Genomic DNA, 25,719 nt, shown 5'->3' with positions numbered 1-25,719 from the left:
GCGGTGCCGCCGTCCCCACCAGTTGGTGCACCAGTCTATGTCACACCAGATGCCTTGTGCTGTCCCCCGGTCCCGCCCCTGGCCCGCGTGGGTGTTGCTGTTGCTGGCCCTGTGCCCGCCCGCCGCGCCGGTGCCTGCGGCCGAGGCGGCGGCCGGGCGCGAGGCCATGGCCGATGCGATGTCGCGCATGATGGAGTCCATGGGGCTCCTGGGTGCCGGTGCCGGCGCGGCCAACCCGGCAGGCGGGGGGGGCTCCTGGGACCAGGCGGCCGAGGTGGGCAAGCGGATGCTGGAGGGGCGCGGCCTGCCCCTGACCGGCGCCGGGCTCGAGGGCCCGTGGGAGGCGGCCGGGGGCGGGCTCCTGATCGTGCAGGGGGGCAACTACCGGCTCTACGCCCCGAACGGCGGCTACGTTGACGGGGTCATACAGGTCATCGGGCAGCGGGTGCGGATGGGCAGCCGGCGGGCGGGGTTCGCCTTCGAGTTCGAGTACGCCCTGGACCAGGGGCGGCTGGCGCTGCGCGATGCGCGGGGTCAGGTCTATCTTTATCGCCGGTTGGTGCTCGATGGCGGGGGCTGAGTAACGAGTCAAGAGCAAGTTGCATACCGACCCCAACGGGGTCGAACATACCAGCCCAGGGCAACGCCCTGGGTTAGCGTTGTTTTTTCGGCCTAGCCCTGAAAGGGCGTGACATAAACGCGGGGTTCTTATGTCACGCCCTTTCAGGGCTGGGGTCTGTTATCCGTCATACCCAGGGCGTTGCCCTGGGCTGGTATGTCGCGCCCCTTCGGGGCTTTGGGCCACCGCAAGATTAGCCGGAATGGTGTACTAGACCGAAGTTCCAGCATCGCCTAAGCGATAGGCTATTGATTCTCTTTATTTTTCAGAAAATCGTCGTGCAAACGTCTGGCTACACGCGGATCGTTTTGATCAAATCGAATGCCGTCTGCTGCTTGGGGTTAGGAGTGGTGTCGATGTTGAACAGCGCCTCATCGGCACTGGCCTGTTTACGTCGGCAGGTATTGCGAACGATGGTGGCTAGTTCATTGAGAAGGGTCCGGAAGCTGTGCGCCGGTGAGCCGTCGGCGAGTCGCTTGCTCGCCACTTTTTCCAAAGCCGCGTCCGAACGGGTCGCGGGCGCCACGGGATCGCGCTGGGTGAGACGCTCCTGATCTTCATCGGCGAACAGAAGACTGCGCCACGCCTCGCCCATGTGCCATTTGACGTAATAGGCGAGCATGCATAGAAACAGATGGGCACGCACCCGCTCTTCGGTATGGTGGTAGATCGGACGAATCTGTAGATCATCGCTTTTCAACGAGCGGAACGCCGCCTCGACGTGACTCAACCCCTTGTAATGGAGTACGACCTCGGCGCTGCTGACCTGCGCGACCGGCAGGGGCGTGCGAATGACGTAGAGCCCGTCCAGCGCCGCCTCTGCGGCCACCGACTCCTCATCGATATGGAAAACGAACTGCGTGGCGGTGATGTCCAGCACGACATGCTTGGCCATCTTGTACTTGTTGATCACGCGCCCGACCCGCACGCCGATCTTGTCCGGATCCTTCAGTCGGCCATTGGCGACCATCCGTTGTACCGTCTCTAATTCGGTGGTGGTGGCCGCGAGGAGCTGGCGCCGCTTAGCCGCACGCAATTTCGCCAGTTGCGGATTGCGACACGCGATCAGCCGCTCGCCGGGAAAGTCCTCGTCGGTGCATTCAAAGAGATTGCGCTCGTCGAATAAATCCATCTGGAGCGTACCGGCCGCCGCCAGTTGGCGAATCGCCCCGCTCTTGAGTGCCGTGATCCACGCCACTCCGGCACGCTCCCGCAGGGCCTCAACCTGGGTTTGCGAGATCATTCCGCGATCCCCCACCAGGATGACCGATTGCAGGGCAAAGTCGTGTTGCAGCTGATCCACCTGCGCCATCAAGGTCTCGGGGTCAGTGGTATTGCCCGCAAAGGCCGAGATGGCCACCGGACAACCGCGCGCATCAGTCAGCAAGCCGTAGTTGACTTGCAGCAGCCCCTTCTTCCCGTCACGGGAGTAGCCACGCGCGGCCAGGGGGCAGGACTCACCCTCGAAATAGCTCGACGAGAGGTCGTAGAGCACGCGGCCCCCCTCGTGCAGGTGGCGCTTGGCCAATCGTTGCTCAATGACCGCCTGACGCTCCCGCAGCCAATCCAAGGCCGCGTACAGCTCATTTTCATCAGCATCACTGACCCCGAACAGCTCGCCCAGGGTGCTGTGCTCCCAACTGCGCGTGGTCGCCAGTTTGCTTTGCGGGTCTAGCACCCGGGCGGCGATCATCGCCAGCACCAGATCCCGCTCTCGGCAGGCTTCGCGCCCCAAGAGCGCACTCAGCCGCAGGTGCTCCATCGCCAGCCTGATCGCATTGACCGCACCATGCGCGCGCGAGCGGATGATTTCAAAGACCTCATCAACGGCGGCCAACGGCTTGCCTTTGAGAACGGCACGAATCGCCTCGGCTTGTGACAGCGACAAGGCCGAGAGGTTGGCGATGGTGCGCTTAAGGATCTTCTTGCCTTCGCGAAACGACTCGCGGAGCAAGATGGCAGGGGGCGAGCTGCGGTTTGGAACGATGTCGATGTACATGGGAAAAAATATAGCAGGAAAACTCGAAATAACAAGCTATCTACGACCGTTTACATGGGTACACTTTAGAGCGGAATGACGGCAACAAGTACCTATTGAACAAAAATTTCAAGGGCTTGCGACGAAGATGAGAATGGTTCTCGCTGGAACTTCGGACTAGAAGACCAGGGGGCTATCGCCCCTCTGGCCCCCAAGAGGTCAAGAAGAAAAGGATCAAGGGGTAAGCGTCCTGGCCACGCGAAAACCGCGATTATCGAGCCCGTAGTAAGCCATGTACCAGTAGCGGAAGGCGGAGCGCAGGGACTTCGGGTAATCGTTCCAAGAGCCGCCGCGCAGCACGTGCCGCGTGCAATCGACCTGCTGCCATTGGCTGCCGTCCGTCCAGGCGATACCCCTGCCCGGTCTGCCCCGAGAGCCATTGGCAATAGGCTACCGCGTCGTCCCAGGATACATAGACGACGGGTCGCCGACCACGCCCCCAATTATAGTCTGCGGGCTTGTCCCGCCCGGTGGCCGCAGAGAAGGCATCGTAGTCGTCGAAGGTCACCGCATGACGCCCCAGAGCGAATGGACGCGCGATGGTAACCCGATGCTGCGGGCCTTCCTTGCTATCTCGATCTTCTTCTCCCTCGGGCGAGCCCATGAGGAAGCTGCCGGCGGGGATGATGACCATCTCGGGGCCTTGGCTGATGGTTTCTCCCTTCCCCATGAACTTCGCCAAGAGACCGCCGCCCGTAGGCTTGACCGGGGTCCGCAGCGGGTCTTGAAAAGCCACCGGCAGCCCCAGCGCCCGCGCCGCCGCGCGCTGAAGGTCCTGCACCTTGGCCGCGGGCCAGCCGTGGATGTCGGGGACGCCCGCAGCGGGACGGGTCTTCCGTCAGGCTGTAGCCGAAGCGCCGGATCAGGTCGCGCAGGGTGTCGCGCACGCGCTCTTGCATTGGGTCAATCTCCACTGAATCCTTGCACTGTCTCACCCCGACTCAGACCGGCGCCAGGGTCTCGACCTCGAAGCCGACCAGGGTCCGCTGCTCGCGGCTGAATTCGATGCCGATGAGATGGATCGGCTGACCCAGGGCGCGGTACTTGTCCGCATAGCCGCGGTCCTTGAGCTGCTGCAGCGCCCGACCCGCGGGGGCGAGCTCCACCACCTTGAACTCGAACAGCCAGATTTGGGCCTCGAAGCGCAGCGTCAGGTCGATACGCCCGTGGACGGTCGCGTCCTCGGGGGTCAGGTCCAGGCCCAGGGCGGCGATGTGGCTGTAGAAGACGCTGGCATAGAAGCCCTCATACCGGGCGATGGGGTTGTTGTCGTGCCAGTGATGGGGAATGGCGTCGAACAGGGCCTGCACATGGGCGCGCAGGGTCGCGAAATCGCCGCCGACCAGGGTGTCGTAGAGCCGGCTCTGCGCCCGCTCGGCGGCCATGGGGTCGCCCATCAGGCCCTTGAGCAGGGCGTCGTTGAGCGCGGTCTGCACTTCCAGGTTCGGATAGCCCAGGGTGTGCTCGATGCGCGCCCCGGTGCGCCGCGAGCCGTGGAAGGTCAGATAGCCGGTCTGCCACAGCAGGGCCTCGGGGGCGATGTGCTCCACGTCGAAGGCCGACAGCAGGGCCTCGGAACTGTGCAACTGGGCCAGGTCCGGGGTGAAGAAGCCGCGCGCGGTGAGCAGTTCGACCAGGAAGGTCGGGGTGCCGGTCTCGAACCAATAGGAGCGGAAGACCCGATCCTGAAAGAGCAACAGCAGGTCGAAGGGGTTGTAGACCGCCTCCCCGGTCCAGTTGTAGCCGTTGTACCAGCGGCGCACCTCGGCCCGGTCGAGCCCGGGCAGTTCCGGGGCGAAGACCTGATCCACATCTGCCTCTGTATAGCCGCACAGGGCCGAATAGTGCGGGACCACGGTGATGTCGTGCAGGTTGTTGAGCCCGGAAAAGATGCTCACCTTGCTGAATTTGCTGACCCCGGTCAGGAAGGCGAAGCGCAGGTGCGCGTCGGCGCCCTTGATGACCGAATACAGGTTGCGCAGCCCGTCGCGCATCTCGCGGGCCACCTCGGGGTCGGTGAGATTGTCGAGGATCGGCTTGTCGTATTCGTCCACCAAGACCACGACCCGTTGGCCGTGTCGGGCCTGCGCCCGGCGGATCAGGTCGCCGAAGGTGCCGGCCACGTCGAGCCCCGGATGCAGGGTCAGCTCGAGCGCCTCGGCGTTGATGCGCAGCAGGTCGTCGATCCGGGCGCCGAGCCCCGCGCGGGTGTGCAGCACGCCCTCGGCGAAGCTCAGCCGGATGACCGGGAAACGCACCGACCAGTCCCAGTGCGGATGGATCTCAAGCCCACGGAACAGCGGCTCGTTGCCGGCGAAGACCTCGGCGATGGTGTCGATCAACAGCGACTTGCCGAAGCGCCGCGGGCGGGAGAGGAAGTACTGACTGCCCTCGGCGATCAGTCGCCGGATGAAGCCCGTCTTGTCGACGTAATAACAGTCGTCCTCGCGGATCTTCGCGAAGGTCTGGATACCGATCGGCAGCTTACGGGTAATCATGGTCGGTCTCGGGCGTGGACGTGCCCGGTCACGATGCCGCCGGCGAGGGTTCCGGTCAACCCAGAAAGAGCAGTTCTCACGCCAAGGCGCAAAGGCGCCAAGGTTTTTCACGAAGATGACGCAACTGCGATCCGGTTCCACCTCGCGGCGGACCGCCGCTCCCGCGCCTGCGCCGACCGGCCCGATCGGCTATCCTTCACCGCAAGGTAGGGAATCCAGTTGGTGCACCAGTCTATGTCACACCAGATGCCCTGTGCCGTCCCCCGGTCCCGACCCTGGCCCGCGTGGGTCTTGCTCTTGCTGGCCCTATGCCTGCCCGCCGTGTCGGTGCGCGCGGCCGAGGGGGCGCGGGCAGCGGGTGCGGATGGGCAGCCGCCGGGCGGGGTTCGCCTTCGAGTTCGTTGGTGTGCGAGAGAATCCGGGGCGCTACGATAACCTCGACAACGACAACGACAACGACAACGGCGCTGAAGGCATTCGCTAATGGACTCGTTTAACTTATCAGTGAACCGTTCCTTATGCGCGCTCGTCCTGGCTGGCCTTGCCGCGGTACCGGCGGCACCATCGCGCGGCGCCGACCTGCTCGACCTGCCCTTCAATGACCTGTTGGCGGTGAAGATCCGCTCTGCCGGCAAGCGTGAGGAGGAGGTCCGCGACATCCCGGCCAGCGTGACCATCGTCACCCGCGAGGAGATCGCCCGCTACGGCTGGGTGACCTTCGAGGAACTGCTGCGCAGCGTGCCCGGCTTCTATCTGCTCGACAACACCGAGGACCGGTTCGTCGGCACCCGCGGCGCGGTCGGCGGCGGGGTGCAATTCCTGGTCAACGGCATCCCCCAGCACCCCGCGCTGCAGAAGACCCTGACCACCACCGAGATCGCCCGGCTGGATGTCCCCGTAGAGTCCATCGACCGGGTCGAGATCATCCGCGGACCCATGTCGGTGATCTACGGCAACAACGCCTTCCAGGGCGTCATCAACGTCGTGACTAACGCGATCGAGCGCCACGGCCCCCGGGTCTCCGCCGGCCTGGGCAGCCGCCGCAGCGGACAGGTCTTCGCGCGCGTCGGCAACGCCTCCGCCGTCGGCTTCGTCTCGCTGAACCTGGGCGCCTACCGCACGGACGGTCTGGACGGGGCCTACGCGGACATGCTGAGTCCCGCGCAACTGGCCAGACTCCACCCCGGCGCGCACGCTGGGATCGACGGGGACCAGGACCTGCGCCTCGGGAGCCTCGATGTCTCGGCCCAGTGGCACGACTGGCAGGCCAAGGTGCGTCTGAACCGGCGCGACTGGGGCATCTACGCCTTGACCCCGCCCTTCGACGAGGGCACCCGCATCCAACTGGACACCCTCCACGCCTCGCTGGGCTACGCGCATCGCTTCAGCGACGACCTGGGGCTGAGGATCACCGGCATCTACAGCAGCGAGCACTATGACGCCTACCAGATCGATATGCTGCTGCCAGAGGTCCACGGCCAGCAACACCAGTCCTCGCGTCGCCTCGAGGTCGAGGCCAATCTGCACTGGCGCCCGGTTGCCACGCTCGACACCATCGCCGGCTACCGACTGCTCAAGCTCTACGACGTGCGCAACCGTGCATTCCTCTATCCCTTCATCGACCAGATCGACCGGCTGGAGCCGGTCGTCACCCATGACCTGTTCGCCGAGGCCAGTTGGCAGGCCGGCCCGCGGCTGCGTCTGGTCGGCGGCCTGCGCTTAAGCCTGCTGCCAGACAGCTACCGGGAGACGAAGCAGCAGGGGCGCAGCCAAGGGCCTCGGCAACTGTCCTTCCCGAACCAGGACACCCTGCCTGTCAACGGCCGGATCGCGCTCTTGTGGAGCCCCCGCCCGAGCCAGGTGCTTAAACTCGCCTGGGGTACCGCGTCCCAAGATACCGATCAGATCAACCTGCCCGAGGCCGAGCGTATCGAGACCTGGGAGGCCAATTACACCCTGACCTGCACGCGCTGGATGCTCAACGCCGGGGTCTTCTACAACCAACTGAGCGGGCTTGCGCGCACCATCCAGCAGGTCGATCCGAGGACCGGGTTCTACCTGAGCCAGGACGACAACTCGGGCCGCTGGCGCACCCTGGGCCTGGAGCTGATCGGCGAGGCCCGACCCCTGCCCCCGCTCAACTTGAGTGCCAGCCTCACCTGGCAGCGGACGGAGGACCCCGCGGGCCCCCTCGCCCCCGGCTATTCCCCGGCCCTGGTCGCGAAGCTCAAGGCCGACTGGCACCGGGGCCCACTGACCTTCGCCGCCTACGGGAACTACGTCGCCCCCATGCAGGCGGACTGGGACTTCGTCGCCGGACCCGAGCAGGGGCTGGTCGCGCGCATCGGCGAGGAGGTCCCCGGCTACTGGGACCTCGGACTCAACCTGCGCTGGGACCCGACCGGGCAGGGACCCTATGCATCCCTGCATGTCTCCAACCTGCTCAACGCCGAGATTCGCTATCCCGCCAACGAACTCACCGACCTCGACCGGGGGCTGATCGGACCCGGGCGGGTCGTCACGCTCACCCTGGGCTACGCCTTCTGAGGCCCGGTGTTCGACGCACCGACCCGCGGACGCATCGGGCGAGCCCTGTGGCTCGCGCTGTGCCTGACGTGTGTCGCGCTGCCTGGGACGGCCGGGGAGAGCGCGGACCTGACCCGCGGTCTCAAGGTCGCCTATCTCTACAACTTCACCCGCTTCGTCGAGTGGCCGCGTCAGGCGGCCGAGGTCCCGTTCGTCATCGCGGTCATCGGCGATGATCCGCTGGCCGCGGCCCTGCGTCAGCTCGAACGCGAAGGCCGACGGGTCGGCGCCGCGCCGATCCGCATCGTGCAGGCGGACGCGGTGGCGCAGATCGGCGACGCCCGCATCCTGTTCGTCGGCACCGCGGCCGCGGCCAGGCTCCCCGCGATCCTGGAGGCAGTCGCGGACCGGCCCGTCCTCCTGGTCGGCGACAGCCCGGGATTCGTCGGGCACGGCGTCGCGATCAACTTCTTCCTTAAGCCGGATATCCTGGGCGAAGGGGAGCGCCTGCGCTTCGCGATCGACCCGCGGGCGCTTCAAGGCCGCGGCCTCAAGGTCTCGTCACGTCTCTACGATGTCGCGGAGCTCGTGCGATGAGCAGGCAGCAGAGTATCCGCACCCGGGTCATGCTGGCCCTGATGCTCATGACGTTGGCGCCCCTGGGGCTGGCCACCTTGCTGTCCATGGTCATGGACCTGACGCTGATGCGCGACCACATGCTGCGCGACCTGCAGGTGCTCGCGCAGGTGGTCGGTGAGAACTGCGTCTCCGCGCTGGTCTTCGACGACCCCGAAACCGCCCGGCGTCAGCTCGCAACCCTGGAGCGCGAATACCAGATCCGCGAGGCCCTGCTCTACGACGCCGCGGGCCGCGAGGTCGCGCGCTGGCAGCGGGAGGCGGCCGATCTGGACGACCCGCGGACCGCGGGTCTGCACCGGCTGCTCGCGACCCGGGTGCGGGTCGACTACCGGATGCGCTTCGACGACCGTCCGGTCGGCCACATCCTGATTCACGCCCGGCTTGACGAACTGAACCGGCAACTCGCCCAATACCTGTGGATTGCCGGACTCTTCGCCCTCCTGACCCTGGCCGCGGCACTCGCACTCGCGTTGCGCCTGCAACGCCGACTCAGCGACCCGATCCTGGCCCTGGCCGAGCAGAGCCGTGTGATCTCGGGCGAAGAGACCTTCGCGGCGCGCATCCGCGACCCCGGCGCCGGGCCGGAATTGGCAACCCTGGTGCAAGGGTTCAATGCCGTCCTGGACGCGGTCGAGCACCGCGAATCCGAGTTGGCGCAGCGCGCGGATGCACTCGACCTGGCCAACCGGCGCCTGCGCCGCCTGGCCATCGAGATGGCCCTGGTCGAGGAGACCGAGCGCGCCCGGCTGGCCGGCGAACTGCACGACAGCCCCATGCAGAAGCTCGCCCTGGCACAGATGCAGGTCGATGCCGCCGGCCGCGAGCGCGACGCCGAGTCCGAACAGATGCTGGCCACGGGGCTGGAACTGCTGCGCGAGGGGATCAGCGAGCTGCGCTCGCTCCAGTTCGAGCTGAGCCCCCCCGTGCTGCATCAGCGGGGCCTGCCGGCCGCCCTGGAGTGGCTGGCGGCCAACGCGCGTGTGCGCTGGGGCATCCCGATCCACTGTGTCATCGGCGCCGACACGCCGCCGCTCGGCCGCGACCTGTCGGTGATCCTGTTCCGGGCCGCACGCGAACTGGTGTATAACCTGATCAAGCACGCGCGGGCGACCCGCGGGGAGATCCGGCTCACCGGCACCGCCGCGGGTCTCGAACTGCGCGTGGAAGACGACGGCATCGGCTTCGACACGGACGGCGACGGCGCACCGGGAAGTCCCGCGGCCGGCTTCGGACTCTACAGCCTGCGCGAGCGCGTCGCCCTGTTGGGCGGCAGCCTGAGCGTCGAGGCGCTCGCCCCCGGGACCCGGGTCAGTATCCGTTTGCCGGTCACTGTCCTGGGCGAGTTTCCGAAGGGCAGGCGCCCGCCCGCGCCGCACTCGGACCAGGGAGACGCCCGCCCGTAGGGACACCGTGCGCACGAGTGATCGTACCGGCGGCCCAGCGCCGCGCACAACGAGACTGGAATGAAACTGACCTTACTGCTGTGCGACGACCAGACCCTGTTCCGCGAGGGACTGGCGGCCATCATTGCCCGCCAACCGGACTGGCGCGTCGTGGCCGAGGCCGCGGACGGGGCCGCGGCGGTCCGCCTGGTCAAGGCGCAGCGCCCGGACGTGGCGGTGCTCGACGTGGCCATGCCGGTCATGAGCGGGATCGAGGCCGCCGCCGCGATCCGCGCGGCGGTCCCGCTGACCCGCATCGTGGCGCTCTCCATGTATGCCGACGAGCACTATCTGCGGCGCATGCTCGCCGCCGGGGCCGCGGCCTACGTACTCAAGAACGAGGCCAGCGCCGAGCTGATCCAGGCGATCGAGACGGTCATGGATGGCGGCACCTTCGTCAGCCCCGCGCTCTGCACGACGGGCGCCGCGGTGGTGCAGCGCAGCGCCGAGCTCGACGCGGCCCTCCTGACCGCCCGCGAGCGCGAGGTGCTCTGCCTGCTCGCCCAGGGCCGCCGCACCAAGGACATCGCCGCGCAACTCGCGATCGGCGCCAAGACCGTGGAGACCTACCGCGCGCGCATCATGATGAAGCTGCGCATCGACAACGTGCCCGACCTGGTGCGCTTCGCCATCCGCGCCGGGATTGCACCCCTGGAGTAGACCGCCCGCGCGCCGCCCGCCGTCAGTTGCCCGGCGCGCCCGCTTCGAGGCGGGCGAGGAGGTCCCGTGCCTGGCCCTGTTCGGCAAAGTCCTGGGAGACGATCGGACGCAGCAGTTCGCGTGCCCGCCCCGGGGCCGCGGCGGCGACCAGGGCCTGGGCCAGGTGGAAGGCGATCTGCGGGTCCGACGGGGCCTTGTCGTGGGCACGGCTCAGGACCTCCACGGCCCCGGTGCCGTCGCCGACGGCCAGCCGGACCGTCCCGACGGTATCGAGCACCTTGGGCTGCGCGGGGAAGAGGGACAGCAGCCGCTGCGCGTAGGTCACGGCGGCGGCTGGCTTGGTGCCCATGAAGTCCAGCGCCAGATTGTTGAGTGCAAAAGGGTTGTCCGGCTGGTAGGCGAGGACATCCTGGTAGTAGCGGGCCGCGCGTCCGCGCTCGCCCCGCTCGAACAGGTGATTGGCCAGCAGCACCGCAACCTCCGCGTCCTTGGGTGACTCGCGTAACCAGGCGTCGGCCGTCACGATCGCCTCGGCACGCTGGTCCAGGGCCAGCAGGGTGCGCAGATACTCCAGCAGCCAGCGGCGGTGCTTCGGCTCCCGCCGCCTGACCTCCTTCCAGTGCCGCGCGGCCTGCGCCAAGGCCCCCGCCGCGCTCGCGACCCGGGCCCGCAGCACCTCCACCAGGAGCGCATTCGGGTGGACGCGCGACATCTCCGTGATCAGGCGCTCCCGCGCCCGGCCCTCGGGCAGGATCGCAAGCAGGTCGTCCAAGACCTCCGCCGCCAGGGGTGCGTCCGGGTCCAGGCGCCAGCCGGCCAGGAACTGCTCCTGCGCGCGCTGATCCTTCAAGGCGGCCAGGGCGCGGGCACTGAGCAGTCGCGGCTCGGCCTGCCGGGGGTTGGCGCTGGTCAGGGGGCCCAGCACCCCCAGCGCGTCCCCGGGCCGCTCCGCCGCGAGCAGCGCCAGGGCCCGCGCGCGGCCGAGGGCCTCGGGGGCGTCGCGCCGCAGGTCGATGGGGGTCTCGTCCGCCACCCGGGCCGCTTCCTTGGACTGGCCCCGGGCCAGCAGCGCGGCGATCGTCTCGGCGCGCAGCACCGGGTTGTCCTGGTCACGTTGCAGGGCCTGGGCCAGCCGCTCCAGCATGTCCAGTCCGCCCTCGCCGTCCGCGGCATGACGCGCCAGCCCGGCCATGGCCTCCAGGTTGTCCGGCTCCAGGGCCAGGGCCGCACGGTAGTGTTCGAGTGCCGGGCTCAGGTCCCCGGCGGCGACCTCCAGGCGCGCGAGCCCGACCAGCAGGTCCGCCTGGGGGCGCACGCGTCCCAGGGCCTCGCTCAGGACCGCCCGCGCGCCCTGCGCATCCCCGGCCAGGACCAGCGCGGCGGCGACGATGCGATAGCCGCCCGGGGCCCCGGGCACGGCATCCATCAGGCTGCGCCCCTCGCGGCTCGCCTCGTCCAGGACCCCCATCTCCACCAGCAGGCGCCCCCGCAACATCCGCGCGGGAATGTCCTGCGGCTTGTTCGCGAGGATGGCGTTCACGCCCCTCAGGGCGGCCTCGCGCTCGCCCCGGTCCGCCAGCGACTCGGCCTCCCACAGACGCAGCCGCGGGTCCTGGGGAAACCGTTCCAGCGCCCGCACGACGACCTCCCCCGCCTCATCCCGCCGCCCCAGTGCCCGCAGCGCACGCGCGCGCAGGAGCGTCAGCTCCGGAGCCGGGACCTCGCGCCGCGCCAGCGGCTCCAGGGTGTCCAGGGCGCCCTGCGCATCCCCGGCGATCAGCCGGGCCTGCGCCGTGATCATGACCGGACCCGGGCTGTCCGGGGCCGCGCGCTGCAGCCGCTCCGCCAGGCTGCGCAGCCGCGCCGGGTCGCCCAACCCGGCGGCGGCCTGAAGGGCCACCTGGAAGGCCGCCTGATCCTTGGGCACTACGGCCAGATAGGCGTCGATGTGCTGCATGGCCGCCGCGGGGTTCTCCTGCGCCAGGGCCAGACGGGCGCGTGCGAGGTCCAGGCCGGCAAACCCCGGGGAGACCGCCGCCGCCGCTTGCAGGTCCGCGTCCGCCGCCGCCAACTTGTCCAGGTCGATGCGCACCATGGCCCGCCGCCAGCGGTAGAGCCAGCGCTCCGGGGCCTGCTCCAGGGCCGCATCCAGATGCCTCTCGGCGGCGCCCGGCTGGCCTTGCGCCTGGTCCAGTTCAGCCAGTATCGCGTGGGCCTCCCGGGTGTCACGCCCCAGCGTGATGACGCGGTCCAGGGTGGCGCGGGCCTCATCGCGGCGGCCCTCGAGCAGGGTCAGGCGCCCCAGGTCGGTCAGGACCAAGGGTTGATCCGGGACCAGGGTCAGGGCGCGCTCGAGGAGTGCCCTGGCCTGCGCACGATCCCCCAGGGCCACTTGGGCGCGGGCCTGCCAGGCGAGCATCTGGGCGGAGAGGTCCGGCTCCAGGTCCGCGAGGTCCGCCAGTTCATCGAGTACCCGCCGGGGGTCGTTCTGTTGGAGGTAGGCCTCCGCGAGCCTGGTCAGGACCTGCGCGCGCGGCACCCCCGCCTGTTCGGCCTGTTTGAGTGCGGTTTCCGCCACCGCCCCACGCTGGATCAGCAGGTGCAGGTCGGCCAGGATGAGCAGGCCCTGGAGGTTGGCCGGGTCTTGGTGCAGCAACAGGCGCAGCCCGGCGATGGCCGCGCGGACCTGACCCACCGCGAGGTCGCCGCGCACGCGCGCGAGCAGGGCCGCCGATGTCAGGGGACTGTTGAAGTCCTGTTCATCCTCCTGCTGCGCCTGATCCTGCAATAGCGTCGCCTGGGGCGCGGGCGCCGCAAGCTCGGGCGTTGGCGCGGCCAACGCGCTGACGGAGAAACCCAAACCGAACAGTGCCGCCGACAGGAGCGCGGTGAGGGGGGAACCAGTGATCGCCATGGGCCTTACTCCGATTGGGGCGCCGCCCCTTGGGTGTCGATCCAATCCAGGACCTGATCGAGCTTGTCCTGGGCGCCGCCGGGCGGCGCCGCAAGAGGCCCGAGGTCCTGGGGTGTGAGAGGGGCGCCGCGGGCGCGGCCGTCTCCCTGACCAGGGTTCGCCAGGGTCGCGGTCTCGCCTTGACCGCCTTGTGGTGCCGGCAGCGGCCAGGTGTCGAATCTGGGCTCGAATCCTTCCAGGCGCGTCCGCCACAGTCGTTGCAGGGCCTGCGCCGGCGGTGGGACTGTCCCGTCGGCGGCGGGGTGCGCGGCGGCCAGCAGGCGCAAGGCCCGGATGTCCCAGAGGCGCACCGTACCGTCGGCGGTACCGGCCGCGAGCCGCCGGCCATCCGGGCTGAAAGCGACCGTGAGGGCCTGCCCGCCCGGCACGCCCTCCCCGGCCGGCCAGCGGCCGAGCGAACGCACCCCGGCGGGACCGGCGGACAGGTCCCACAGACCGACGGAACCGTCGCCGAGGGCCGCCGCCATGAGCCCGCCCCGGGGGTGGAAGGCCAGCGCCCAGACCCAGTCGCCGACCTCCAGACGGGCGCGGGGCTCTGCCCCCGCGGCCGTCACCCCGGCCTCCCAGAGCTGCACGCGGCCGTCGGCCCCGCCGCTCGCCAGCAGCCCGCCATCCGGGGCATAGGCGAGCGCCAGCACCCGCCCGCCGTGGCGGCCCAGCGCCAGGGGTTCCCCGAGCCGGCCCTGGGCTTCCGACCACAGGCGCAGGGTCCCGTCCTCGCTGCCGCTCGCCAGACGGGTCCCGTCCGGCTGGTAGGCCAGCGCCAGCAGGCGCCCGCCGCCGCTGTCGTGGGTGTCCAGGGCGCCCGCCCGCGCGGCCCCGCCGCCCAGGTCCCACAGGGTCAGGCGGCCGTCCTCACCGCCGCTGGCCAGACGCTGCCCGTCGGGCCGCGCGGCCAGTGCCCACAATCCGGCGCGGCCCGCTGACCTGCCGGACTGCGCGGCCGGCCCCGAGCGGGACAAGAGTCCGGCCCCGCCCCCCAGCCGCGCCCGCTCGGCACCGCCGGCCGGGTCCCAGAGGCGCAGACTGCCATCCTCACTGCCCGCGGCGAGCAGGCGGCCGCCGGTGGTGCCGTCGGTGATGAAGGCGACCGGACTGGTGCGCGGGCCCGCGCCGCCCAGGCGTGCCCACTCGCGGCCCTGCTCCGGGTCCCACAGGCGCAGGGTGCCGTCGGCCCCGCCGCTGGCCAGGGCGCCGGTGGCGGGATCGAAGGCCACTGACCAGACCCGGCCCCGGTGCCCGTGCAGCACAGTGGTCGCGCCCGCCGCCGGCAGGTCCCACAGGGCCGCGCTGCCGTCCTCGGAGCCGGTGGCGAGCCGCGTACCGCCGCGGTCGAAGGCCAGGGCATAGACCCGGCCGGCGTCCCCGGCCAGGTGCGCGAGCGGGCGCGGGGCCGCGAGCCGGGTGCCGTCCAGCGCCCACAGGCGCACGCCGTCCGCCGCGCCGGTTGCGATCCGGGTGGCGTTGGGCGCGAAGCTGATCGAGAAGATGCGTCCCGCCGCCGCCCGCACCCGCACCGGCTCGCCGCCGTCCCCGCCGACATCCGCGCCGCTCAGGTCCCACAGCCACAGCGCCCCCTCTTCGGTGCCGACCGCCAGGCGCGCCCCGTCGGGCGCAAACGCCAGCGCATAGGCGTGCTCCTCGGGGACCGAGAGGTCCGCCAACCGGCGTCCCTCGGGCAGGCTGAAGACCTGCACCCGGGCGTCTTTCGCCCAGGCCAGACGCTGGCCGTCCGGGGCGACGGCGAGCCGGGCCCCGGGTCCGCCGCCGGCCCCAACCCCAGCGCCGCCCAGGCGCGCCCGCGCGGTCCCGGTGGCCGGGTCCCAGCGTCGCACCTCCCCGTCCGCGGCGACACTGACCAGCCCGCCATCCGCGGTGAAGGTGAGCCCGGTCAGGCGGCTGCCGGCGGCCGCGAGCTCCCGTACCCGGGGGGCGCCGTCCGCGAGGTCCCACAGGCGCAGCGCCCCCCGGTCCGTCCCGCTCGCGAGTCGGCCGCCGTCGCGGTCGAAGGCCAGGGCCGCGACCGTCCCGCCGGTCGGAAGACGCGCGCGCTCGGTCCCGGCGGCCAGGTCCCACAGGCGCACGCTGCCGTCGGCCGAGCCGCTGGCGAGCAAGGTGCCGTCCGGGCTCAGGGTCACCGCCGTCACGCGCTCGGTGTGACCCACCGGCGCCGTCAGCAGGCGCGCCGCGGTGGGGCCGCCGCTGAGATCCCACAGGTGTACGCTGCCGTAGAGGCTCCCGGCGGCGAGGCGCCCATCCGCGGCGAAGGCGAGATCAAGCACCCGCCCGCCGGGGCTCTCCAGGGTCGCCAGGGGGGCGGCGTCCGGGGTCGCGGTCCGGGGGTCCCAGAGGCGGATGCGCCCATCCTCGCCGCCGGCGGCAAGCAGGGTGCCGTCGGCGTTGACCGCCAGGGCCAGCACCCGCGACCCGCCGGCGTCCCGTTCCCGCTCCTGCGCCGCGCCCAGCGGGGGGCGCTCCTTGCCCGTGGCCAGTTCCAGCAGGCGCACCCGGCCGTCGTCGGCACCGCTCGCCAGCAAGGCCCCGTCCGGCGTCACCGCCACCGCCCAGACACTGCCGCCGCCCTGGACCAGACGGCCCTTGAGCGGCTCCGCCGCGGGCTCCCCGGAGAGGTCCCAGAGACGCAGTGCGCGGTCGTCGCTGCCGCTCGCGAGCAGCCGCCCGTCCGGCGTGAAGGCGAGGGTGCCGACACGCCCGGTGCCGTCCGTCAGCCGGCCGCGGGGCTCGAGGGTCCCGCCTCCCGGGGTGAGCCCCAGGAGTTCGACCGCGCCGTCCGCCCGCCCCGCGGCAAGCAGGGTGCCGTCCGGGCGGAAGGCGAGCGAGCGCACGCCGGCCTCCAGGGTCCAGTCGGCGCCCCAGGGGCGCGGATCGGGCGGCTCGGCCGCGGGCCCGGCCAGCGACCAGAGCCGAATCCGGCCGTCCTCGCCGCCCGCGGCGAGCAGGCGTCCGTCGTGGCTCACGGCCAGCGCGCGCACCTGGGCGCCGCCCAGGTCCAGACGCGCCAGGGGCGCGCCCGGCCCGGTCCCGGTGCGCCCGTCCCACAGGCGCACCACGGTGCCGCTGGCGGTGGCGAGCCAGCGCCCGCCCGGGGCCCAGAGGACCGCGGTGACCGGCGCCCCGAGCCACTGTGCGGGCGAGCGCCAGCGCAGGGCGAAGGCCGCATCGCCCAGCCCGGTTGCAAGCCCGGTCAGGGCGCCGGGGGTCAAGGTCCGCGCCGCCAGGGCCTGCAACAGGGCCTCCTGGAAGCCCTGCACGTCGCCCGTCTCCCGCGCCGTCGCCAGCACCGCCAGGGCCCGCTCCTGGTGGGCCAGGGACAGGGCCGCCCGGGTCGCCGCGTCCGGTTCGCCGGCCGACAGCGCGGCAGCGCCGAGCAGCAGGGCCGCGACCCAGGTTCGATCGGCCAGCCCCGGTCGACGCGGCCCCGGGTGGACCGCTCTGTTGGTGATGCGCATCGTCAGGCGATCCGCCCGATGGCGGGCAAGATTGCCACGCTTATGAGAGCGGTGTGAGGATGGCATCGCGCAGTGCCTCGGGGTCGGTCGTGTCGATGGCCGCGCCCAGGACGGCGGCGGCGGGGCCGACGGGTGGCGCGGGGGGCACTTGGGTGCCCGCGAGCGCCCCCCAGGCCAGCCCGGCGAGGGTGAGCGCGGCGGCGATGTGGCGAATCCTCATCGCGGTCGCCGGTCCCATCAGGCGGCCTTCTTAAGGAGCCCGACGATGACGAGCAGCAGCACCGCGCCGACGGTGGCGGTGATGATCGACCCGAGGATGCCGCCGGCGCTGATGCCGAGCAGGCCGAAGGCGAAACCGCCGACGACGGCACCGAGGATGCCGATGACGATATTCACCAGCAGGCCGAAGCCGCCGCCCTTGAGAATGACGCCGGCCAGCCAGCCGGCCACGGCGCCGATGGCGAGAAAGATCGCGAGGCTGATGAGGTCCATAGGGGTCTCCGGTGGGGGGGTTGGTCTCCAAGCCATGAGGCTTGCAAGGATCTTCGGTTCTCGTTGTCGTTGTCGTTGTCGTAATCGTTATCGGATTCTCCGATTACGACAACGACAACGACAACGACAACGAAAGGCACGTCGCGTCGGCGAGGGCGGGAAAACCCATGCGCATGGCGATCGACGCCTCTCAGAGGCGCCCTTCGTCGGTCAGCGACATGATGTCGGCGGTACTGCCGTCTTTATAGCCGATGCAGCGCCAGCGGGCCCTCTGCGGACCGACGCCGATGACGACCTGGGTGCCCGCCTCCGAATAGCTGGAGGACAGCAGCGTGACGTTGGCGTTGTTGGTGGTGCGGGTCACGTCGCGCAGGCAGGCCTGTTCAGCGCGGCTCGGCGTGCCGGTCGCGGCCCCGCCGCCGGGGCGGGTGTCGCCGGTGGATTCGACGCAACCGGCCAGCAGGGACAGGGCGGCGGCGGTTGCGGTTGCGATGAGTTGCTTCATGGTTGGAGGCTCATGGTGGTTGGGGTCTTAGGTCAATTCGCGCGGCCGATAGGTTTTGCGGCCCGCGGGCGACGGTGCTCATACCCGGGCACCGGGCCGGTCCAGCCCGTAGGATGGGTAGAGCGCAGCGAAACCCATCATCGGCGCCTTCACAATCTCAGCGCTTGGGCACCAGCGCCACGGGCGGTCAATGGGTGACGACGCTGAGTTCCTGGACAGTGCCGTCGTTGGAGACCAGGCATTTCCAATGCTCGGTCGTGGCGCCGCCGCGCACGCCGATGGCGCTCACCATGACCGTCGAGTTGGCCTGGGAAAAGTCGCTGTGTGTCACCTTCACGGATTTCACCTTGCCGCCGTAATTGGCGTTCACCGCGCTCATACAGGCGGTTTTGGCGTTGCCGCTGACCTCGCTGCTGCCGTGTTTGGCGGCCTGGGCGGCGGGTGCGAGGGCGAGGGCGAGGGCGGCGGCGAATGGTGCGATGCGGTAGGCTTGGGTCATACCGGTTCTTTCTCGTGCGGTTTGGTTGGATGGATGGGTTTCGCTGCGCTCTACCCATCCTACGGCTTGGTCGGTGTGAGGATGGGTTTCGCTGCGCTCTACCCATCCTACGACCTACGGGTGTCGGATCTGCCGGTCAGGTGAAGAGTGATTTGATGCGGTCCATGGAATGGGCGACGCCGGTCTTTAGGTCCTCCCATTTGGCGTCGGCGTCGTCCTTGAGTGCGTCCCAGCGGTCGTCGGCGGCGTCCAGGATCTCCTGGCGGCGGGCGGCGCCCTCGTCCCATTGGGACTTGAGCTCGGCGATCTGGAGATCGACCTTGGCCTTCACGTCGGCGGAGGCGACGGCGGCCTTGGCGCGCAGGACCTCAAGGTCGCCCTGCCATTCGTCGAGCTGGGCCTGGAGGCGGGCGGCGTATTCGTCTTTGGTCGGCATCTTCGTGACCTCGGTGGTTGCAGGGGGGTGGGGGTCGGGTGGGGTGCCCCGGGGCGCGGCGGCTGCCGTGCCCCGGGGCGGTTGGGGCCGATTCGGGAGCGCCCCGGACCCGCTCCGGGGTCCGGGGCGGCGCCGGTCAGGGCCGATACAGCGTCTCTACCGGCGGGACCGTGTCGACGTTGCAGGCGTCGCCCCAGCAGCAGAGGTGACAGATCAAGGTATCCTCACCGTTCGCCGGGTCGAAATTCAGGCACAACGGCTCGTCGGAGGTCGCCTGGTACCACAGGCTGTCGCACTCCACCTCATCGACGCAGCGCTTGTACTGGGCCACGGCCGGATCCAAGCTGGCGTTCTGGACGATATCGTTCATACAGTACGGCGTGGCGTCGGGACACTGGGTCAAATCCGCGATGACCAACTCCATGTCGTTGCAGGCGATCTGCTTGTTGAGATCGCCGCAGACGACGCACGGCTTGCCCGGGCGAAACCCGTGAATGTTGAAGTCCACGCTGCTGGACGCGACCTTGCCCCCGCTGTCGGTCACGCTCACCTGCACCGTGACCGCTACCGTGCTGGTCGCATCCGGCACGGTGAAGCTCGCGGTCGCGCCGGTGCCGAGGTTGCCGAGGGACGGGCCGGCGGTTTGTGTCCACTTGTAGGTGTAGGGCCCCGTGCCGGGTGCGGTCAGCGAGGTGGTGATCGACCCGGCCTGCCCCGGGTTGAAGAACAGCTCAGTGCCCGCTGACCCCATCCCCTGGAGTCGGGCGACAACCGCCAAGTTCGGCACCGCCGGATTGACGGTCACGGTCTCGCTGACCGTCTGACTGTGCCCGACGCTGTCGGTGACGGTCATGGCGAAGGTAAAGGGCGTGGACGCGGTCACCGTCGGCGCGACGATGGACGGGTTGCCGGTGGTGCCGTCGGTGATGTCCACCGCGGGCGTCGCGGGCGCGGTCTGGGACCAGCTATAGACGTAGGGTCCCACACCGCCGCGCGGGGTCAGTCCGCTGCCCAGATGCACGGTCTGCCCGGCGGTGACGGTGAGCGGTCCGCCGGTCAAGGCGATCTCCAGCGGCGGGGTGATGTCGTTGACCACCACCCAGGCGTCGCGGGTGACGCTGCTGGCCCCGTCGGTGACCGTCACCTGCAGGTTCAGGGCGCTCTGGGCATCGACCAAGGGTGCGTCGAGGCGGACCGCGTTGGTGAGGGCGCCGGTGAGCGTCAGGCTGTTCACACCGCCGCTGGGGACGAAGGCCCAACTGTAGCTGTAGGTCCCGGTGCCGCCGGTGGCGGCCGCGGTGACGGTCACGCCGGCGGTGCCCTCATCGACATAGATGCGCGGGATCGGGGGCACCGCGAGCGGCAGGGGGCCCGGGGTGGCGAGCACGTTGACCTGCACGCTGCCCTGCTTGCTGGCCGGGGTGCCGGCGCTGTCGGTGGCCTGCACGGTGCAGGTCAGGGTCTCCGAAGCCGCGTTGCCGGTCAGGGTCAGGGTGCTGGTGGTCTGGCCGCTCAGGGTCGGGGCGGTGCCGCCGGTGCAGCCCCAGCTCCAGGTGTAGCCGGGGGTGCCGCCGCTGGCGACGGCGCCGAGCTTGACCGGGGTGCCGGCGATGACGCTGACGGCGGGCGGGACCTGCAGGCTGAAGGGCAGGGTTGGGGTCAGCGCGAAGCCGTTGCGCACCAGGACGTTCATGTCGCGGGTGGCGCTCAGGGGCGTGGGGCTGGTGCTGTCGGTGATGGTGACCCGGAAGGTCAGGGTGGTGTCCTGATTCACCGGCGGGGGCACGAAGCTCGGGGTGGTGGTCGTGGGGTCGATCAGGGTCACTATGTACGCGGGATCGAGGACGCCGGGCGAGGTCTCAGGACCGGTCTGCACCCAAGCGTAGGTGTAGGGGCCGGTGCCGCCGCTGGCGGTGGCGGCGACGGTGGCGGGCTTGGGGCCTTCGCTCACGGCGGCGGCCGGGGCCTGGATGGTCAACGGCAGCGCGGCGTGATTGAGCCACAGGTCGGTCACGTCCTCGGCCTGGCGGCCCGCGCCGTCGGTGACGATGACACCGACCTTGTAGGTGACGTTGGCCGCCTCGCACTGGCCGGTGCCGGTGCCGGGCAGCGTGACCTGGAACTGCGGCCCGTCGTCCGGTCCGTCGGTGGTGTTGCACGCGGCGCCGCCCGTATGCACGGGCTTCTTCCACTCCCAGGTGTAGTGGCCGTCGCCGCCGCTCGCGACCGCGGTGAGGGTCTCGGTGGTACCGCCGGACACCTGGGCGCCGGGCTGGGCGACCAGCACCAGCGGTTGCTGCTGGGTGGCGCCGGCGACGATCAGCGGGGCATTGGCGCTGCTCTGGGTCGGCTGCGGCAGGACCGCGATGGTGACCTGGTCGGTACCGGTCGTCAGTCCGTCGGTGTAGGTGAGCTCGAGCACCAGATTGGTGGGCACGGTCACGGCGGGGGCGACGAATTCCGCATTGGCGGTGCCGGCGTTGGTCAAGGTGACCGCGGTGCCGGAGTCCTGGGTCCAGGTGAAGATGTCGCTGGTGCCGGGGCCGCTGCCGGTGCCGTGCAGTGAGACGGTCAGGCCGGCGTAGACCTGACGGTCGGTACCGGCATCGACGACGATGTCGTTCGGCTGCACGCTGACGCTGGCGGTCGCGGTGGTGGTCTTGCCGACGCCGTCGGTGACGGCGAGGGTGAAGCCCAAGGTCGTCGGGGTGCCGCCGGTGGTCGGCGCGGTGAAGCCCAGCGTCGCGGTGGTGTCGCCGGTCAGGACCACGGCGGGGCCGCTGGTCTGGGTCCAGAGGTAGCTCAGCGGACCCTGGGCGCCGCTGACCAGGGCGGTGCCGGTGACCGGCGTGCCTTCGGGGACGGTGCCCGGCAGGCCGGCGGTGACGGTCGGGGGGCTGTAGCGCTCGGGCCTGGTGGTGAAGGTCAGTGCCCCGCGCTGCTGGGTGAAGCTCACCCGCACCCGTGCCGACGCGCCCTGGGCCAGCCCGTTGGGCAGGTTGACATAGGGCTTGCCATCGGCGGTGGTGCCGGCACCGACCACGGTGAAGTTGCTGGTCGGGATGACCAGGCGCAGCGGGCCGGTCACGGCACCCGGCGCGTTGTTGGTGACGGTGACATAGCTGAAGACCTGCTTGGTCGCCATGTCGAACGCGCGCGGGGTGGCGCTGACGCTCAGAAACCCGCTGGCATCGGCCCAGTCGGCCCGGGCGGTGGACGGCAGTTGCAACAGGCCGACGACGGCGACGAGGGCCGCGGCGAGCCAGTGTCGGAAGATGGGGATACGCATGGGTTGGGTTCCTCGTGGGAGTTGATCAGGTGCGCGGGCGCGGGCGGCGCAGGCGGCGGACGCCGGCGAGTACGGCGAGCCCCAGCGGGAAGATCAGGCCGGGCTCGGGGACCGCCTCGACATTGGCGATCTGCAGGTAAGAGCCGTTGGCGTTGTTCCCCGAGTTGAGCTGCAAGGCGATGCTCCAGCCCGGCTGATTGGAAAACGAGGGGTCCAAGGCCACCGAGAGGGAGCCCGAGCCGTAGGCGGTCTGGGTCAGCAGGAAGCCCAGGCTGCCGTCGGCGCCGTGAAAATTGGTCCCGTCCCAGAGACCGATCTGGACGTTCTCGTCCGGGGCGCCAGTCTCCTGACCGCCGAAGGTCCAGTCGAAGCTCAACGCGAAGGGCTGGCCGGGGGTGCCGGTGAGGTCGAGCCCCTGGAGCAGGGTGTTGGCGTATTGCACCTGGTCCAGGGCCGTGCTGCCGGTGTTGCCGGGGGTCGCGTAGTAATCGGCCTCCAGGCGGGCGGCATAGCTGCCGGGCGAGCCGAGGATCTGGAAGTCCGGGCTCAGCGGCGTCGGCGTCCCGCCGCCGTCGGTGTCGGTGGTCCAGCCGGCAAAGGTGCCGGTCGCGAAGTCGCCATTGGTCAGCGGCGCGGCCAGGCCCGGGAGCGGCAACAGGGCCGCGGCGAGCAGGGCCGGACTGAGCACGGTCAGTGCTGTGGGTTGCGGTCTCATCGGTGCGGTGTCTCCGGGTGGTTCGGCGAAGGCGGTCGGACAGTCGGGGATTGACGCGCGGGAACCGGCGATACCGGTGTCTCAATCAGGCTCCCCGCGCCCGCCCGTGCTGCCCCCGTCGTGGTGCGCCGGTGACCGCCGGGGGCTCCCCTAGTGCAGCGGTAAGTTATCGCAAGGGATGCCCGGACGTAATCCGTGCTTCCCTGTAAGGAAAAACCTTAGGGAGTATCCCCACCGCCGTGGGACGGATGTCCGCGGGCCGGTCCGCCGGGATGCCTGCCGGGCTCGGTCGGGATGGTCGGTCAGGATAGGGCTGGCCGGGCGCGGGCGCGGGCGCGGCGCCGCGCGGCGGGCGTTTACCGTGAAAGCCGCTCTCAGTCCATCAGGAAGACGAGGCAGGTGGTCGCGCCGTCGGCACCACGGCGTCCGGCCACCAGCAGCCCCGTCATCGCCGCTCCGTCGCCCAGATTGAAGACCCGCAGCTCGGTCACCGCCGGGTCGTCGAAGGCGGCGGACAAGGCGGCGCGGGCCGCGTCGGCCCCCTCGAGGTCGTCGAGGATCATCGGCACCGACAGATGGGCTTCGCGGTCGGCGATACCCCGCAACTCGGCCTCGATGTCGGGGTTCGCGCCCGGCGCGCGGGCATAGACCGCCCGCCACGGCCCCATCCAGGCCGCCTCCCCGTAACGCTCCCAGAGCGGACCCACGAAGGTCCGGTACCGCGCCAGCGCCGCCTGGGTCAGGTCGTCGCCGCCCGGGAGTGTTGCGTGGAACACGGCACTGCCGAAGCCTGACTGGCTTGGTCCGCCGTAGGCCGCCTCCAGCCTGGTCACATAGTCCGGCCGTTCTGGTGTTGCAGGATTCATCGATCGCCTCATTATGTCTGCGCTGTTGTCGGTGCCGTCGCCCGGGCGGGGCCGCGGGGACCTGGGGTGCGATCCAGACTGCTGTCGTCGCGCGCACGCCGTAGGATGGGGCAAAGCCCGCGCGTGATGGTCTGGACCTGTCGTGGCGTCGCTCGGGCGTGCCCATCCGGGCCGCGTCGAGGTATGGGGGATGGGCACGCTGCGCTTTGCCCACCCTACAATCTACCGGGCCCGGTCGGTGCCGCCTCGATCATAACGCCGGCCGCACGGCCTTGCGGCAACCCGCCGGATGTCACCCTCAAAGCAAGTGAAGAAGATAATGAAAATCTCTGTAATGGTTCTGGCTGCCCGCGCCCTGACCGCCGGCGAAACCGACCGGAATCCGGGCGTTGCCGGTCAGTGACGCGGGCCGTGCGACTCGGCCTTGCGGATTGCCGGGCAACCGCCCTGCTGGTCCTCGCCCTCGCGCTCGGCCTCGCCGGGTGCGACGCCCCGGTGCGCGGCCAGGCTGCGGCGGAGATCGCCCGCGACGGCTTCGCCCGGGACCCGCGGGCCGTGCGCGCGATGGTCGGCCAACGCATCGAGGTCCGCGGCTTCGTCGATCACGGCAACCTGTACGGGGATAGCGGTGCCAGGGAGATCCTGGCGGAATACTGGAGCGGCGAGGGAACTACCCCCGGCACCTGGCGGTTCGACCTCAAGTCCGCGGCGGATGACGCGCTCGGGCACGGGTTCGCGGTCATTGTCCCCAACGGCCCGGGGCGCGACGCCCTGCTGCGGCGCCTGGTCGCGGATGCCCGGGCCGGGCGGCCGACCGCGGTCCTGGTTCGCGGCCGCCTCTCGACCTTCGCTGCGCCGACGAATCTCAGGCGCCTGACGGGCCTCGTCCTGGTGCTTGAGTCGCCTGGGGACCTTGTGCCGGGGCCGCCAGGTCTTTAACCCCTGACCTCACTGCCAGTCCGGCCCGGCCTGGGAGCGCCGCACCCCAGTGCGGCGCGATCTCGCAGATAACTCCCGCGGTGCGGGTTGATCAGAGCCGCGCAGGGTCCGCTGCGCGGACCGGGCGCCAGGATCAGGTTCCCGTGCTGCCCACCGTCACCGATCGGCAAACGCCCTTGCCCGGCTGCCGCCGAGCCATCGTGCCGACGGACCTCAACCAAAGGCCAATCGCGCCGCAATCAGCAGCAGCAGGACGCCGAAGGCCCGCTTGAGCACGGCCACCGGCAGGCTGTGCGCCAGGCGCGCGCCGAGCGGTGCCGTGGGGATACTGGCGACCAGCATCAGGAGCACCGCCGGCCAGTAGACGAAGCCGGAGGTCATGGCCGGCAACCCCTCCCGTCCCCAGCCCACCACCATGAAGCCGATGGCCCCGGCGATGGCGATCGGCACCCCGCAGGCGGCCGAGGTGCCCACGGCCTGCCGCAGGTCGAGCCCGCAGCGCGCGAGGAAGGGCACGGTGATGGTGCCCCCACCGATCCCGACCAGCGCGGACAGGGCGCCGATGCCGCCGCCGACGGCCCAGAGGCCCGCCTTGCCGGGCAGGGGCCGATGCCCGGTCGCCCGGCCCGGGATCAACATGCGCACCCCCACGTAACACAGAAAGGCGGCGAACAGGCGCTTGAGCCAGAGCCCCGGCATGAACCCGGCGATGGCGGCACCCGCCCAGGCCCCCAGCACGATCCCCGGCGCCAGGCCGAGCACCAGATCCCAGCGCACGGCGCCGCGCCGCTGGTGGGCCAGCGCGGAGGCGGCCCCGGTGCCGACGATGGCCGCGAGCGAGGTGCCGACGGCCAGGTGCGGACCCCAGTCCTCGCCGATCCCCAGGTGGGCGAAGAGCAGGATCAGGGCCGGCACCATGATGGCACCGCCGCCGACGCCGAAGAGACCGGCGAGCAGTCCGGAGAGGACGCCGGTGAGCAGGAAGCCTGCCAGATCGAGGATGGGCATGGGGCAGTGGCCGGGGTCAGGGGGCAGCGAACCGGATCGGTGGGGTGGGTAAGGGTAGCGCATCCGCCATAGGGTCCGCCGGGGAATCTTGGATTGCCTGATTG

The 25,719-nt window shown here is 70.4% G+C and carries 20 protein-coding genes and 1 pseudogene; 6 read left to right on the top strand and 15 right to left on the bottom strand.

All coding sequences use genetic code 11. The annotated features are described in order from the left end of the window. Nucleotides 1-37: 37 nt before the first annotated feature. Nucleotides 38-580: a hypothetical protein gene (locus THSYN_RS25605; protein WP_157817930.1), complete on the top strand. Its 543-nt coding sequence runs from the start codon at nt 38-40 to the stop codon at nt 578-580. Between the two features lie 331 nt (nt 581-911). Here the strand turns inward: THSYN_RS25605 and THSYN_RS25600 are convergent, their stop codons facing one another. The 4 genes and pseudogenes from THSYN_RS25600 to THSYN_RS25590 form a co-directional block, all read right to left on the bottom strand. Then, nucleotides 912-2,618, bottom strand: coding sequence for an IS1634 family transposase (locus THSYN_RS25600; protein ID WP_100920668.1), 1,707 nt, complete (start codon nt 2,616-2,618; stop codon nt 912-914). Between the two features lie 213 nt (nt 2,619-2,831). Further along, a complete protein-coding gene (locus THSYN_RS36235; RefSeq protein ID WP_236848697.1) occupies nt 2,832-2,957 on the bottom strand; it encodes a hypothetical protein in 126 nt (41 codons plus the stop codon). Nucleotides 2,958-3,062: 105 nt separating this feature from the next. After that, nucleotides 3,063-3,261 (bottom strand): annotated as a pseudogene (locus THSYN_RS36230) (formylglycine-generating enzyme family protein); the annotation flags it as partial. A gap of 337 nt (nt 3,262-3,598) precedes the next feature. Next, nucleotides 3,599-5,155, bottom strand: coding sequence for an ATP-binding protein (locus THSYN_RS25590; protein ID WP_100921614.1), 1,557 nt, complete (start codon nt 5,153-5,155; stop codon nt 3,599-3,601). Between the two features lie 504 nt (nt 5,156-5,659). Here THSYN_RS25590 and THSYN_RS25585 point away from each other — a divergent pair. The 4 genes from THSYN_RS25585 to THSYN_RS25570 are packed head-to-tail and all read left to right on the top strand — an operon-like array spanning nt 5,660 to nt 10,422. Continuing rightward, the gene (locus THSYN_RS25585; protein ID WP_172965340.1) at nt 5,660-7,702 is read left to right on the top strand and encodes a TonB-dependent receptor plug domain-containing protein; all 2,043 of its coding nucleotides are present in this window, start codon (nt 5,660-5,662) and stop codon (nt 7,700-7,702) included. A gap of 6 nt (nt 7,703-7,708) precedes the next feature. Beyond that, nucleotides 7,709-8,278, top strand: a complete 570-nt coding sequence (locus tag THSYN_RS25580) for a YfiR family protein (protein WP_100921612.1) — start codon at nt 7,709-7,711, stop codon at nt 8,276-8,278. Next, a complete protein-coding gene (locus THSYN_RS25575) occupies nt 8,275-9,723 on the top strand; it encodes a CHASE sensor domain-containing protein (RefSeq protein ID WP_100921611.1) in 1,449 nt (482 codons plus the stop codon). Before THSYN_RS25580 ends, THSYN_RS25575 begins: the two co-directional genes overlap by 4 nt. A gap of 60 nt (nt 9,724-9,783) precedes the next feature. Further along, nucleotides 9,784-10,422 carry a response regulator gene (locus THSYN_RS25570; RefSeq protein ID WP_100921610.1) on the top strand — a complete coding sequence of 213 codons (639 nt, stop codon included), beginning with the start codon at nt 9,784-9,786 and terminating at the stop codon, nt 10,420-10,422. Nucleotides 10,423-10,444: 22 nt separating this feature from the next. On the opposite strand, the gene THSYN_RS36865 is transcribed toward THSYN_RS25570, so the two are convergent. The 10 genes from THSYN_RS36865 to THSYN_RS25520 form a co-directional block, all read right to left on the bottom strand. After that, complete coding sequence (locus THSYN_RS36865) at nt 10,445-13,336, bottom strand: tetratricopeptide repeat protein (RefSeq protein ID WP_100921609.1); 2,892 nt, start codon at nt 13,334-13,336, stop codon at nt 10,445-10,447. 5 nt (nt 13,337-13,341) lie between these two features. Next, a complete protein-coding gene (locus tag THSYN_RS25560; RefSeq protein WP_100921608.1) occupies nt 13,342-16,866 on the bottom strand; it encodes a hypothetical protein in 3,525 nt (1,174 codons plus the stop codon). A gap of 40 nt (nt 16,867-16,906) precedes the next feature. After that, nucleotides 16,907-17,086 (bottom strand): hypothetical protein, encoded by a 180-nt coding sequence (locus tag THSYN_RS25555; protein WP_100921607.1) that lies wholly within the window; start codon nt 17,084-17,086, stop codon nt 16,907-16,909. A 17-nt stretch (nt 17,087-17,103) separates the two neighbouring features. Continuing rightward, the gene (locus THSYN_RS25550; protein ID WP_172965339.1) at nt 17,104-17,358 is read right to left on the bottom strand and encodes a GlsB/YeaQ/YmgE family stress response membrane protein; all 255 of its coding nucleotides are present in this window, start codon (nt 17,356-17,358) and stop codon (nt 17,104-17,106) included. 190 nt (nt 17,359-17,548) lie between these two features. Further along, nucleotides 17,549-17,863, bottom strand: coding sequence for a hypothetical protein (locus tag THSYN_RS25545; RefSeq protein WP_100921606.1), 315 nt, complete (start codon nt 17,861-17,863; stop codon nt 17,549-17,551). 187 nt (nt 17,864-18,050) lie between these two features. Further along, the gene (locus tag THSYN_RS25540; protein ID WP_100921605.1) at nt 18,051-18,362 is read right to left on the bottom strand and encodes a hypothetical protein; all 312 of its coding nucleotides are present in this window, start codon (nt 18,360-18,362) and stop codon (nt 18,051-18,053) included. 136 nt (nt 18,363-18,498) lie between these two features. Continuing rightward, the gene (locus THSYN_RS25535; RefSeq protein ID WP_100921604.1) at nt 18,499-18,798 is read right to left on the bottom strand and encodes a sll1863 family stress response protein; all 300 of its coding nucleotides are present in this window, start codon (nt 18,796-18,798) and stop codon (nt 18,499-18,501) included. Between the two features lie 136 nt (nt 18,799-18,934). Further along, complete coding sequence (locus THSYN_RS34325) at nt 18,935-22,087, bottom strand: PKD domain-containing protein (RefSeq protein ID WP_157817929.1); 3,153 nt, start codon at nt 22,085-22,087, stop codon at nt 18,935-18,937. Between the two features lie 25 nt (nt 22,088-22,112). Next, the gene (locus tag THSYN_RS25525; RefSeq protein WP_100921603.1) at nt 22,113-22,802 is read right to left on the bottom strand and encodes a hypothetical protein; all 690 of its coding nucleotides are present in this window, start codon (nt 22,800-22,802) and stop codon (nt 22,113-22,115) included. A 374-nt stretch (nt 22,803-23,176) separates the two neighbouring features. Then, nucleotides 23,177-23,668, bottom strand: a complete 492-nt coding sequence (locus tag THSYN_RS25520; protein ID WP_236848696.1) for a hypothetical protein — start codon at nt 23,666-23,668, stop codon at nt 23,177-23,179. Between the two features lie 411 nt (nt 23,669-24,079). Between THSYN_RS25520 and THSYN_RS25515 the strand changes: the two genes are divergently transcribed. Further along, the gene (locus THSYN_RS25515) at nt 24,080-24,607 is read left to right on the top strand and encodes a hypothetical protein (protein WP_157817928.1); all 528 of its coding nucleotides are present in this window, start codon (nt 24,080-24,082) and stop codon (nt 24,605-24,607) included. A 213-nt stretch (nt 24,608-24,820) separates the two neighbouring features. Here the strand turns inward: THSYN_RS25515 and THSYN_RS25510 are convergent, their stop codons facing one another. Continuing rightward, on the bottom strand, nt 24,821-25,615 hold the full coding sequence (locus tag THSYN_RS25510; RefSeq protein WP_100921601.1) for a sulfite exporter TauE/SafE family protein: 795 nt from the start codon (nt 25,613-25,615) through the stop codon (nt 24,821-24,823). Nucleotides 25,616-25,719: the final 104 nt, after the last annotated feature.

Source organism: Candidatus Thiodictyon syntrophicum (assembly GCF_002813775.1).
Lineage (GTDB): Bacteria > Pseudomonadota > Gammaproteobacteria > Chromatiales > Chromatiaceae > Thiodictyon > Thiodictyon syntrophicum.
Note: the sequence above shows the minus strand (reverse complement) of the source record. Positions and strands in the feature narration are given on the sequence as shown.

Bases quoted from the DNA above. Each gene is read 5' to 3' on its own strand.
- THSYN_RS25605 (WP_157817930.1), top strand. From the start codon at position 38: ATGTCACACCAGATGCCTTGTGCTGTCCCCCGGTCCCGCCCCTGGCCC.
- THSYN_RS25600 (WP_100920668.1), bottom strand. From the start codon at position 2,618: ATGTACATCGACATCGTTCCAAACCGCAGCTCGCCCCCTGCCATCTTG.
- THSYN_RS25590 (WP_100921614.1), bottom strand. From the start codon at position 5,155: ATGATTACCCGTAAGCTGCCGATCGGTATCCAGACCTTCGCGAAGATC.
- THSYN_RS25575 (WP_100921611.1), top strand. From the start codon at position 8,275: ATGAGCAGGCAGCAGAGTATCCGCACCCGGGTCATGCTGGCCCTGATG.
- THSYN_RS25570 (WP_100921610.1), top strand. From the start codon at position 9,784: ATGAAACTGACCTTACTGCTGTGCGACGACCAGACCCTGTTCCGCGAG.
- THSYN_RS36865 (WP_100921609.1), bottom strand. From the start codon at position 13,336: ATGGCGATCACTGGTTCCCCCCTCACCGCGCTCCTGTCGGCGGCACTG.
- THSYN_RS25560 (WP_100921608.1), bottom strand. From the start codon at position 16,866: ATGCGCATCACCAACAGAGCGGTCCACCCGGGGCCGCGTCGACCGGGG.
- THSYN_RS25555 (WP_100921607.1), bottom strand. From the start codon at position 17,086: ATGAGGATTCGCCACATCGCCGCCGCGCTCACCCTCGCCGGGCTGGCC.
- THSYN_RS25550 (WP_172965339.1), bottom strand. From the start codon at position 17,358: ATGGACCTCATCAGCCTCGCGATCTTTCTCGCCATCGGCGCCGTGGCC.
- THSYN_RS25545 (WP_100921606.1), bottom strand. From the start codon at position 17,863: ATGAAGCAACTCATCGCAACCGCAACCGCCGCCGCCCTGTCCCTGCTG.
- THSYN_RS25540 (WP_100921605.1), bottom strand. From the start codon at position 18,362: ATGACCCAAGCCTACCGCATCGCACCATTCGCCGCCGCCCTCGCCCTC.
- THSYN_RS25535 (WP_100921604.1), bottom strand. From the start codon at position 18,798: ATGCCGACCAAAGACGAATACGCCGCCCGCCTCCAGGCCCAGCTCGAC.
- THSYN_RS34325 (WP_157817929.1), bottom strand. From the start codon at position 22,087: ATGCGTATCCCCATCTTCCGACACTGGCTCGCCGCGGCCCTCGTCGCC.
- THSYN_RS25525 (WP_100921603.1), bottom strand. From the start codon at position 22,802: ATGAGACCGCAACCCACAGCACTGACCGTGCTCAGTCCGGCCCTGCTC.
- THSYN_RS25520 (WP_236848696.1), bottom strand. From the start codon at position 23,668: ATGAATCCTGCAACACCAGAACGGCCGGACTATGTGACCAGGCTGGAG.
- THSYN_RS25510 (WP_100921601.1), bottom strand. From the start codon at position 25,615: ATGCCCATCCTCGATCTGGCAGGCTTCCTGCTCACCGGCGTCCTCTCC.